This is a genomic window from Aeoliella straminimaris (assembly GCF_024054565.1).
Taxonomy (GTDB): domain Bacteria; phylum Planctomycetota; class Planctomycetia; order Pirellulales; family Lacipirellulaceae; genus Aeoliella; species Aeoliella straminimaris.
Map to the genome: position 1 here is coordinate 98841 of NZ_JAMXLR010000033.1, position 11706 is coordinate 110546.

Consider the following 11706-nt stretch of genomic DNA (forward strand, 5'->3'; position numbering starts at 1 on the left):
CGAGGTAGAACCACACGAAGATGCAGTAGAAGTGTCGCGTTTTTGATGGCGCAGTGAGCAAAAGTGACCACACTCTGCTCGCAGTAATCCGCCAACTTGCGAGGTTGGTGTTGGTCTTTTGGCGCTGATGTGTAAGACTTGATGACGACCACCTTATCTCATTTGCGTCTAGGCATCGCATTTGCGTCAAGAAAATTTGTCCCCCGTGCGACGTGGGGCGTTCCATTTGGTTTACCCTCGAGTCTCGCCGATTTTCATGACTTCGCTCACAGGCATACTGACCGCAGCAGCCATCGCGATGCATAGCATCCTTGGCTGCTGTGCGCACGCTGCCCACGACGATCATGATGCCCATTGCGAGCACCTCGAAGCGGGTGGCAGCTCGAACCATGCAGAGCACCCGCACCATCGAGGTGAGACCGGGTTCGACCACGCGGTGGCTTCGAACTGCCATGCAGTCATTGCGGCCACCACCAACCACAATGCTCCCCATAGTTGTCAACACCCACGATGTGCCTGGCACGCTCCCGAAGTTTGGGGCGCGGGGTGGGCAAACGCCTTTGTCGACTGCGTCACGCTGCCCGTGCTGTGCGAAGCAGGTTGCACGTTCGCGGTATCTTCGCCATCGTTGCCGGAAGCACTTGCTGGCAACTCGTCTATTGCGCCACCAGTGCGCTCGCACCTCCTCAAGAGCGTGCTGTTGATTTGAGCCATCTCTTGGCCCAATCGTGTAACGATCGCCGAGCGTAGGCGTAGCAGGAAATAGGGACCCATTCTCTCTATTGTCTTCCTGCTGGCATGCGTCGCTATCGTCTGAAGCTCACTGAATCATTGCCTGAAACATCAACTTCCGAAGTGCCGCGCGCATTTGGGAGGAGTCTGTCGCATGTCTGTCACCAAACCACCTCGACGCCTGCTCATCACGGTCGTCTGCTTGTTCGTCGTTACGGCGATAGCCATAGCTGCGTTGGCAACGAGGGCGCGTTGGCTTCCACTGATCCTGCCGTCAGAGCAGTCGGCGGAAGACTCTACCGATGAACACGACCACACGCACGAAGGCCACGAAAGTGCCATGAACATCAGGCTCACGGAACGTGGGCTCAAGAACATCGGCTTCGAACCGTTCGTTGTCGCTCCAACCAGTTACGAGCGCGACTTAACGCTGCCCGCCATCGTGGTCGAGCGGCCAGGCAGATCGCAGATCCACGTCACGGCGCCACTTACCGGCATCGTGACGGCCATTCACGCAGTCACTGGCGAGGCAGTCGACACCGGCGCACCACTGTTCGAGCTTCGGCTGACCCACGAAGAGCTGGTGGCGGCTCAAAAGGAGTTTCTCGAGTCACTCGCCAAGCTCAACATCGTGGAGAAGGAACTCGCCCGCTTGCAGGGACTGAACGAAGGGGTCGTTGCCGGCAAACGAATCCTTGAACAGCAGTACGAAAAGCAGCGCATCGAGGTAAATCTGCGAACCGCCGAACAGGCGATGCTGCTGCACGGGCTGAACGAAGACCAGATTGAAAAAGTACAATCTACCGGCCAACTATTTCGGACGATCACCATTCGTGCACCCGAACATGGCAACGCCGACGAGGCCTGCCAGGGCCCACACTTGTTCACCATTCAAAGCCTGAGCGTGGCCAAGGGAGAGCATGTCGACCTGGGGAAGGAACTCGCCGTACTGGCCGACCATTGCGAGTTGCATATCGAGGCCCTGGCCTTCGAAGATGACGCTGCTGCGATCCGCACTGCCGCGGAGAACAATCGCAACGTTACCGCCAACCCGCTCGATTCCAGGCCAGCACAACACCGGCTCGAGGGACTGCAGGTGGCTTACGTTGCCAGCCAGATCGATCCAATATCGAGGGCTTTCAAGGTGTACGTTCGCTTGCCCAACGAAGTCGCACTCGACAAGACCCTTCCTTCTGGCAAGCAGATTCTGGAATGGAAGTACAAGCCAGGTCAGCGTATGCAGCTGAGCGTGCCCGTGGAGACTTGGGAGAATCAACTGGTGCTACCCACCACGGCCGTCGTGGACGAAGGGGCAGAGGCGTACGCCTATCGACAGAACGGCGACACCTTTGAACAGGCTCCTGTCCACGTGCTGCAGCGCGATCAAAAAGCAGTGGTCGTCGCCAACGATGGCGCCTTGTTCCCAGGCGATGTCATCGCCGGCAACGGCGCCTATCAGTTGCATTTGGCGATCAAGAACAAGTCGGGTGGCGCAATCGACCCCCACGCGGGACACAACCACTAGTAAGCACGGGGATTCGATTCATGCTCAACTCCATCATAAGATTCTCACTCCACAACCGCGTGCTGGTGATCGCGCTGGCGGTGTTTCTGTTGGGGTACGGAACCTGGCAAGCGATTCAACTGCCCATCGATGTGTTTCCCGATCTCAATCGACCACGGGTGGTCGTCATGACCGAGGCGCCAGGCATGGCGCCTGAGGAAGTGGAAACTCTCGTTACGTTTCCGATCGAAACCGTGCTGAACGGGGCGACCGGTGTGCAAGCGGTGCGGACCTCTTCGGGCATCGGTCTGTCGGTGATTTACGTGGAGTTCGACTGGGGCACCGACATCTACAACGATCGGCAGATCGTCGCCGAGCGATTAGCCCTGGCTGGGGACACCTTGCCGCCAAACGTCACACCACAACTGATGCCTATTTCGTCGATCATGGGGCAGATAATGGTCATCGGCATGACCTCCGATGGAGAGACGAGCCCGCTTGAGTTGCGAACGCTGGCGGACTGGGTTGTCCGACAGCGGCTACTTACCATTCCAGGCGTTTCCCAAGTCATCGTAATGGGGGGCGAACGAAAGCAGTTTCAGGTTCTCGTCGACCCCGACTTGCTGCTGCGCTTTGGCGTGACGCTTGACGACGTCAAAACAGCCTTGGAAGACAGCAATCAGAATACTGCTGGCGGATACTTGGATGAACAAGGTCCAAACGAATTCCTCGTACGTTCCCTCGGTCGTGTCAAAACAGTCGAGCAGATCGGTGATATTGTCGTCAAACAACGCGAGCGGCAGTCGATTACCCTCGCGCAAATCGCGGAAGTGCGAGAAGGCGCCCAAGTCAAGCGCGGCGATAGTTCCGCCTTCGTTCGCGGCGAGGATGGACAAATGACGGGGGGGCCAGCGGTGGCCCTCACGATTCTGAAGCAACCTCAGGCTGATACTCGTGAAGTCACCGACAACGTGACCGCTGCTCTGGCCGAGATGACGGAGTCGCTGCCTGCAGACATTCACTTGATGCCGGAACTGTACCAACAGAAAGAGTTTATCGATCTGGCCATCGACAATGTGAAGGAAGCCCTTCGCGACGGCGCGTTCCTGGTGGTAATCATCCTGTTCCTGTTCCTCATGAACTTCCGGACTACACTCATCACGCTCACGGCCATCCCGCTGTCACTCGTCATCACGGCGCTCGTGTTTGCTATGTTCGGACTGTCTGTCAACACCATGACGCTCGGCGGCCTGGCCGTCGCGATAGGAGAACTGGTAGACGATGCCATTGTGGACGTGGAAAACATCTTCCGCCGCCTGCGCGAAAACCGACAGGCCACCAATCCGGCCAACCCGCTACTCGTCGTGTTCCAGGCAAGTGTCGAGATTCGCAACTCAATCGTCTACGGCACCGTGATCGTGGTGCTGGTGTTTGTGCCTTTGTTTGCGCTATCGGGCATGGAAGGTCAATTGTTCCGGCCAATGGGCGTTTCGTACATCGTATCGCTGGTCTCGTCGCTCCTGGTGTCGCTTACCGTGACACCTGTGCTGAGCTACTGGCTACTGAGCGGAAAGGCAGACGGTGGCGAGGAACGAGACGGATTGCTGCTGCAATCGCTAAAGGCGATTGCCGATCCGGTGATACGTTTCAGCCTGAGGTTCTCCTGGCCGCTGCTGGCAGCAGCGGGCATCGCGGTGGCCGTAGCTGCTGGAGCGATGTGGAGGCTGGAAAGTGATTTCTTGCCTCCCTTCAACGAAGGGGCGGTGCAGGTGAACGTTGTCCTGCCGCCGGGCACCTCACTGGCTACCTCGAATGACGTGGCTCGGCGAGTTGAGCAACGCCTGGCGGAGATCGACGACCTGGTAGCCTTCGTGCGCAAGACTGGACGCGCCGAGTTGGACGAACACGCTGAAGGAGTGAACATCACGGAGTTCGTCGCCACGGTCGACCCGAATTCGGATCGCACACGAGAAGAGGTGATCAAGGAGATTAGCGAAGCCCTGAAGGACGTGCCGGGAATTGTCACCGCCGTTGAACAGCCGCTCGCCCACCTGATCTCCCACATGCTTTCCGGCGTGAAAGCCCAGGTGGCCATCAAGCTGTACGGAGACGACCTCGACGAATTGCGCCGACAGGCCGAGGGAATTCGCGGGGCGATTGCCGACGTGCCAGGCATCCGCGACTTGCAGGTCGAGCAGCAGGTCATCATACCCCAATTGCGGATTGAGGCGGATGGCGAGAAGCTGAAGCTGTTCGGCCTGCGACGGAGCGACGTCAACGCGTTCGTCGAAACCGCTATGCAGGGACAGGTTGTCTCGCAGGTGCTCGACGGTCAGCGGACATTCGACCTGATGGTGCGACTTGGAGAGCAGTACCGCGAAGACATCGACGCCCTCCGTCGACTCCGTATCGACCTTCCCGATGGTGGAACGGTGAAATTGGAGGATGTGGCAAATATCTACAAATCGGCCGGCCCCAATACGATCAATCGCGAACAAGTGCGGCGTCGGATCGTCGTGCAGTGCAACGTATCAGACCGCGGCCTGGTGGATGTGGTGAACGACATACAACAGAAGCTCAAACCGGTTATCGCCGAGTTGCCGGTTGGATATTTTGTAGAGTACAGCGGACAGTTCGAGAGCCAGCAGTCTGCTTCAAGGATGATTGGCATTCTCTTTGCCGTGTCGCTGGTAGCCATGTTTCTGGTGCTCTACAAAATGTTCCACTCGGCGAACCTGGCCCTGCAAGTCATGGTAGCACTGCCAATGGCCTTTATTGGTAGCGTTGCCTCTCTGTACCTCACTGGCCAAACGCTCACCATTGCCAGCATGGTGGGATTCATCTCGCTGTGTGGCATCGCATCGCGCAATGGCATTCTCTTGATCAACCATTACTTGCACCTGGTCAAGTACGAAGGCGAACAATGGACACGCGGGATGGTGGTTCGTGCTGGCAAGGATCGACTAGCCCCGGTGCTAATGACGGCGCTGACTTCGGGCATTGGCCTGGTACCACTGGCAATGGCAGCAGGCGAGCCAGGTAAAGAGATCCTTTATCCGGTCGCTACCGTAATCATTGGTGGCTTGATTACGAGCACGCTGCTGGAGTTTTTGGTGCGGCCCGCGTTGTTCTGGGAACTCGGCCAGCAGGCCGCCCGTCGAGTGGTGGAAGATACACGGAAGCAAGTATCGCTAGTGGTCGAAGAGGATGTCGACTGAAAATGGAATGGCCCCGCGTGGGCAACAACTTTAACGGAAGGAGCAATGGCATGAAGTGGTGTTGGATACTCGTAGGGCTGATGGCCACCCTCGCGACTCGCGTTTCCGTGGGGGCGGAAAATTCCCCGGGACACTTTGTCGTCGCCCTTCGTCTACCCGAATGGAAGTCGATGCATTTTGACGATTCGGACCAGGCCAAGGAGCACGCGGAGGCGGTGAAGAAAATGGGTGCCGAGGTACGTATCAACGAGCACGAAGGCCATATCGACGTTCGCTACCGCACTAATGGCTGGAAGGCCTTGCGCGTGAAAACCGACGACCTGGCCCATTCGTGGAACGACTGGCTCAGGAAGTCGGGATTCGAAACCCTTCACGGTCACGACCCTGATCACGTCCATCAGGACCCGGCGGGGCACGACCTCGTTCACGCACCAGCCGAAGTGGTTCTTGTTCGTACGACCGGCTGGGTAAGTCAACACGTCGGCGATGCGGCTGACGCCGCGGACTTTGCCGTTATCGCCGAGGCACTGCGGTGCGAAGTGCAGAAGGCGGACCACAGCGGACACACGGACGTCCGCTTCCGGTGCCCGGAATGGACGGCCGTCGAGTTTCCAACACACGAAGCTGCTGCAGCCTGGACAGAGTGGTTCGCAAGTCGCGGCTTCCAGGCACGTCACCAGCATAACGCCTACGCGAGCCCGGCTGCACACAGTCACTAGTTGGGGCGGCCTGGGCCGCCGAATTCGTTTCTTTAGACCTTGAAACCTTAACCTGAAAGAGAATCGAGATATGACTACTAACCGAAGAGAGTTCACTGCCCTGTTTAGTATGCTCCTGATCGGGAGCTTTGGCATCGCTGGCTGCGCTACCGAATCGACCGACGACGGCGTAGAGAGTTCCGCGCCACCGGCGGCTGCAGGTGCTCACGACCACCCGACTGAAGGGCCCCATCATGGCAGCCTGGTAGAGTTAGGCAATGATGAGTATCACGCCGAGATGTTGCACAATGAGGACACGGGCGGGGTCACAATCTATATACTCGACTCGACTGCCAAGAAGGCGGTGCCGATCGACGCCCAGAAAATCACGGTAAACCTTAGTCACGATGGACAGGCCGAGCAATTCGCGCTTGCGGCCGATCCGGACGCCGGCGACCCGGCGGGGAAGGCATCCAGGTTTGTGTCAACCGACGCGGAATTGGGTGAAGAACTCGACCACGATCATGCGGATGTCCAACTGGTGGTATCCGTGGCCGGCAAACAGTTCCGTGGGACCCTGCAGCACGATCACGACCATGAAGACGATCACTAGCGGTTAGGTAGCTCGCTCACGGGGCTGGGATTCTTCGCCGCTGCAGGGCGACGAACACCCGCCCCGGGGGCAAAGCTGCGATTGGGATCGTTCAGAACGCAACCAGGCCCAGGGCGACGGATTGATTGATCAGCCAGTTTCCGATGAGCAATGCAATAAGCAGGTTGCCGTACCACACCGGCCAGCGTCGATCGGGAATGCGGTAGCGAAGCTCCCGCAACAGATACAGGCGGTAGGGAATCTGCGCCACGACTGACAGGGCAAGCAACCACCCTAGACGATGGAAGGCCAGCGAACTGCGCAGGTCGCCACCGGCCAACGAAACAAAGCTGCGCGTCAGACCACAGCCGGGGCAATCAATTCCGAATAACGCGCGGCTGCCACACATGCCTGGCATTTTGATATCCGGCAACAGCTTCGACTGCACGCGTTGGCCGTCGCCAACCTGCAACATGCATGAGAGAAGGATCACTCCAATCGAAACGGTGAGCATAAAGCGATGTCGATCGCGCATAATTCGCTCTCGACGAGCATCCTCGCCCGTGCGAGGGAGTGCGCGCAATTCGATGTCGGTATCGATATGAGTAATTCCGGACAACTTCAAGTGGCCTAGCTTACTGCTCGGGAACCTGGAATTGGTTTTGACACTTGGTACAGCGGACGCGTTTGCCCAATAACTGCGGAGACATTCGGAACGAAGTACCACAGCCGGGGCAGCTAATCGACGAAGGCAAGTTGGCCGGCGCTGGCGGAGCCGAAGTGGCCGCTGGAGCGGGCGCGGCGACGGATGCCGGGCGAGCAGCCGGAGTGGGCGGGGCAGTCGGCGCCGGAGCCGCCGTTCTTGCCGGCGAGGTCGCGGCCGCCGTGGCCTGCGGACTCTTTTGCGGAGTGCTGTCCTGCCGCTGCTCTTCCTCGACCAACATGCTCACCCGATCAAGCGGAAGCTGGCCTTTGTTCTCGTCCACCCACCGTGCGGCCTCGCCATTCAGCGGACTCTTCACGTTGTAACTTTGGTACGCCAGGATCTCGCCAATGCGGGCAACGATCGACTGCAGCGACTCGCCGGCGCTCCAATGATCGCCCACGCAGATGGCGTGCGGCGCGATGTTGGGGTGAAACACCGGCGAGAGCATCCGGCATTGCGGTGGGACCCGGGGATAGTTGAGCGGCAACTTGATCTCCACCAGGTGTTTATCAACAGGCTGCAGCTCCTCGTGCACCATCCGCAGACTACGGATGCGGTACTCCAATTGGTAGTGATCCGGCGGATCGCCGGCCGATTGGACCAACCGCACGCGGGCGTGCTGGCGGACGTAGTCGGTCAGTTTCTCAAAATCAGCCGCCAGGCGACGTCGTCGTACCGCACTCATTCGGAACTCGCTTCAGTATCTTTCGTTAGAGTGGCCAGCCGTTTGGGCGCCAAATCAAGCAAGGTCGGCAAGGCGATGGAAAACCCCAGGCCTTCGGCAACGCGTTTGTCGCCCGTGAGCGTGTTGACACCAATCAATTGGCCCTTCTCGTCGTACAAACCGCCTCCACTGTTTCCAGGATTAATGGCTGCGGTTGTTTGCAGGATGCGAACACGATAGCCGCCTTGCGAGCGAGCCCTGATTTGTGAGATGTCGCCTGACGAATGAGTCCAACCAAGCCCATGGGGGTTGCCGATGGCGAATACCTTGTCGCCGATGTGTGGCGTGGTGTCGAGGCTCCAGCGAGCGGCACGAACACCGTCGCCGTGCACGCTGGTGGACAGGATGGCAAGATCGACACCACCAGGCGCGATCCACTCGACCTTGGCCGGTAGCGTCGCGTGTTCGAGTGTGCTGATGAAGATGCGGTCGAATGTCGACAGATCGTCGGGCGGAGGCGAGTTTTCGCCTGTGTATTCGGGATCAACCACGTGGCGGTTGGTCACAATGTAGGCCAACTTGTCGTGAATCGATAGTACGACACCGCTCCCCATCGACTCGCGCCCCAATGAGACGGCCGAATGCACGACCACGTTCGCCCGCATCGCCCGCGCCAAGTGGTCGGGCAGATCGTCCAGCGACTCCAGGTCGATGGCCATGTCCTGGAGCGATACCATGGTTTGGGACGAACCGACATAATACGACATGCCGACAGCCCATCCCACCACATCTGCCATGCCAATCACGATGGCAAGCACTCCAAGTGCCAGGCCGCGCTGGTTGTGCCGGTGCCCTACTAATGCAATGCAGGCCACGAGAATGGCGACCAGTCCCGTGACGATGCCAAACAGCGGTATGCCAATCAGCGAGATTACGAATGCCCAGATGCTTCCCTTATTCCAGCGTTTCGCCCCCGAAGCGGCCGACGCGTCTTGGCTGGACGAAGCCGTACTGGAACGCGATGGCATGGGGACGACGGTGTTCAGATCGTCGCGAGAGATGACCAGCGATGCAGCCTGCGCGGAGTCGGTGGAGCGAATGGCTTGCGCGCATTCATACGAACCGCAATGCTGTTTCAATTGCCAGCAGGACTCATGGTGCAGCTCGCCACATCGGTTGCAGACAGCAACCCCTTGCCCGTATTGAATGGCCATTCTGCAATGGGCGCATGTTCCCCCGGCTTCCCGTTCGCCGGCTGTCAGGATTCGGGGGAGGCTTCCGTTCATGGCTCGCGGTTTACCCTCCAATCAACAGGAAGAAAGCCATCAGCAGGGAGTAGACTCCCGACAATGCCACGGCTATCCATCCCATAATAACAAAAAGCGGACCGGCTTTGGCCAACGTTTCGCGATTCCGTAGCACGTACGCAAGCGAAATTGCCAGCATGACTGGTGCCAGGCACCCAACCATCGAGAGGACAAAAATCCCCACGATAACTTGCTTGCTGCTGTCGGTTTTGGCTTGTTTGCCAGCTTGTCGCCTCAAATCGGCGACCGATAGCGGGTCGACCGAATCAAATTCGGTCTGGCAGTACCGGCAGCGTACGGCGATGGCCTTGATCATCTCCCCGCAAGCGGGACACTTCTTCGTGTCACCCCAGGCCGACAGGGGGGTCTGCGCGGCCTTTTCCTCCTCGGGAGCGGGAGCATTCTCGCAGCCGTAGGTGCTGCACCCACCAACTTCGTCCCAGCAATCCAGATGGTGAAGTTGCTCGCATTTTTGGCAGCACTTGGTCGGCTCGCCCGGCGCAATCTTCGTCTGGCAAATGGGGCACTCCGAGGCATCGCTCAGGTCGATCGCCTGCGTAGCGATTGGAACCGCCGTTGCCGGGTCGGGCACGTCAATCCGCGACTTGCACTTTGGGCAACGTATGGCCCGCCCCACCGCTTGGGCAGGCACGCGCATCTTGGCGCCACATTGGCAGGAAACAATCGGGGTGTCCATAGACGCAAACAAGCAATGGAGTAAGCAAGCGGCAACGGGTGCACTTCGGTTACGGATTGGCCATCATCTGGAGAGCGGCGCTGACAACATTCCACAGGATGCCAGCAAGGACTGAAATGCCGATCATCTTTCCTCCCTTAGGCTTTCCTTGGATCATGTAGACGATGCCCACGATGCAGCCAATACCAGAGCAAAGAATCGCGATTACCCAGTCGCCGGTGCTCAGATCCTCGTCGTCGGCGTCATAGCTTTTTCCCCGTTTCTTCATTTTCTTCTTGAGCGCCGGGTCGAACACCTCGCCACAGTAGCGGCATTTGATCGCGTCGCGCGCGATCATTTCGCCGCACATGGGGCAGGGTTTGCGATCTTCGCCTCCGCCGGCAGAGGAGGTGGCGGCAGGCGGTTCGACGTCGAAGTCCTCGTCGTCGAAGCCCCAGTCGGGGGCGACCTCAGCATCCAAAATGTCGTCGGCCGGCTTCGGCATCGGGATTTCGATGGTACCGCCACACTGTGGGCACTTGGTCTTCTTGCCAGCGGCGTTGTCAGGCGCTTTAAAAGCACTGCTACAAGATGGGCAACTTACCTTGATCGACATGAGAACCTCCGAGATCTGATGAAACTCTGCAGTGCAAGTGTGCGAACAACACGATTAGAATAATGGCCTGAAAAGCAATGTGACTACCTCGACGTCTCCGTGACGGAAAACTCCAGTACGGTCTTACCCAGCACAATTTGGTCGCCATCCTGGAGCACGTGCCGAGTGATGGGGATGCCATTTACATAGGTTCCGTCAGGCGTGGAGCAGTCTTCTATTTCGAATCGCCCGCCACGATTGATTATCTGGGCGTGGCGAGGCTCGATAGCGTCGTCTTTGAACAGGTAGACATCCGCCTTGGGCGAACTGCCCAACACGGTGGTGTCCTTGAACAGGATAAACTGTTTTCCGGCCAATGGGCCTTTCTGCATCAACAACCAGGCCGTCTTCGTCCATCCTTCGACCAATCCCACAAATAGTCCGACGAAGCAGCCAATCGCCGCAAACCCCACCGCCCGACTGTAACTGGCCTGCCCATCCGCGGTGGTGAGGAAAATGGAGATTGGATCGAACAAGAGTCCCCCAACCAGTCCGCCCAGTACACCTCCCACTACGCCATTGATCACCACCTTGCGTTCGCGCAGGGCGATTCCTTGCCCCATGCCCGCGGGAATGGCGGCCAACGCCCAGGCCAGCGAACGGGCCATCATTAGAACCAGCAACGCAATGCCTGTGGGCATACCTTCGGCATTGGGGTTCTTATCCAGGCTAAAGGCAATTTCGGCCATCACCGAGAAAACGATGCCGGCTGGAATCAGAGCGATGAAGCCACCGATGAAGCCAATTCCCAAGCCGATGGCCCCACACTTGGCGGCCCGTAGCGGGTTGCGGCAGATGATGCCTTCGGCCGCCCCCAGAAACAAGCCAATGCCGGCGGCCACTACTGGGAACAACAGGAGGGCGGCAATGTCAGGCTCGTCGTCCAAGCGGTTGTCGTCGAACCAAGGTTCCAGCAGAGCCCACCCGGCAAGACCGCCGAGCATCGCGCAAATA

The 11706-nt window shown here is 58.6% G+C and carries 11 protein-coding genes; 5 read left to right on the forward strand and 6 right to left on the reverse strand.

The genetic code is table 11. From position 1 onward, the window contains the following. The first annotated feature begins 298 nt into the window (after positions 1 to 298). The 5 genes from NG895_RS09350 (at position 299) to NG895_RS09370 (ending at position 6765) form a co-directional block, all read left to right on the forward strand. Entirely contained in the window at positions 299 to 709 is a 411-nt protein-coding gene (locus tag NG895_RS09350) for a hypothetical protein (protein ID WP_252852218.1), read from the forward strand. A gap of 177 nt (positions 710 to 886) precedes the next feature. Then, complete coding sequence (locus tag NG895_RS09355) at positions 887 to 2257, forward strand: efflux RND transporter periplasmic adaptor subunit (RefSeq protein ID WP_252852219.1); 1371 nt, start codon at positions 887 to 889, stop codon at positions 2255 to 2257. Positions 2258 to 2277: 20 nt separating this feature from the next. Next, complete coding sequence (locus tag NG895_RS09360) at positions 2278 to 5454, forward strand: efflux RND transporter permease subunit (RefSeq protein WP_252852220.1); 3177 nt, start codon at positions 2278 to 2280, stop codon at positions 5452 to 5454. Positions 5455 to 5504: 50 nt separating this feature from the next. Then, a complete protein-coding gene (locus NG895_RS09365; RefSeq protein WP_252852221.1) occupies positions 5505 to 6173 on the forward strand; it encodes a hypothetical protein in 669 nt (222 codons plus the stop codon). Positions 6174 to 6243: 70 nt separating this feature from the next. Then, positions 6244 to 6765, forward strand: a complete 522-nt coding sequence (locus NG895_RS09370; protein ID WP_252852222.1) for a hypothetical protein — start codon at positions 6244 to 6246, stop codon at positions 6763 to 6765. Positions 6766 to 6856: 91 nt separating this feature from the next. Here NG895_RS09370 and NG895_RS09375 read toward each other — a convergent pair whose 3' ends face one another. The 6 genes from NG895_RS09375 to NG895_RS09400 all read right to left on the reverse strand — a co-directional run. After that, positions 6857 to 7363, reverse strand: coding sequence for a DUF2752 domain-containing protein (locus tag NG895_RS09375; RefSeq protein ID WP_252852223.1), 507 nt, complete (start codon positions 7361 to 7363; stop codon positions 6857 to 6859). 16 nt (positions 7364 to 7379) lie between these two features. Then, entirely contained in the window at positions 7380 to 8135 is a 756-nt protein-coding gene (locus NG895_RS09380) for a ubiquitin-conjugating enzyme E2 (RefSeq protein WP_252852224.1), read from the reverse strand. Continuing rightward, positions 8132 to 9142, reverse strand: a complete 1011-nt coding sequence (locus NG895_RS09385; RefSeq protein WP_252852225.1) for a S1C family serine protease — start codon at positions 9140 to 9142, stop codon at positions 8132 to 8134. Before NG895_RS09385 ends, NG895_RS09380 begins: the two co-directional genes overlap by 4 nt. A 268-nt stretch (positions 9143 to 9410) precedes the next feature. Next, the gene (locus NG895_RS09390; RefSeq protein WP_252852226.1) at positions 9411 to 10118 is read right to left on the reverse strand and encodes an RING finger protein; all 708 of its coding nucleotides are present in this window, start codon (positions 10116 to 10118) and stop codon (positions 9411 to 9413) included. 49 nt (positions 10119 to 10167) lie between these two features. After that, positions 10168 to 10602 (reverse strand): zinc ribbon domain-containing protein, encoded by a 435-nt coding sequence (locus NG895_RS09395; RefSeq protein WP_252852227.1) that lies wholly within the window; start codon positions 10600 to 10602, stop codon positions 10168 to 10170. A 194-nt stretch (positions 10603 to 10796) separates the two neighbouring features. Beyond that, on the reverse strand, positions 10797 to 11706 hold a 910-nt coding region (locus tag NG895_RS09400; protein WP_252852228.1), incomplete at its 5' end, for an FHA domain-containing protein.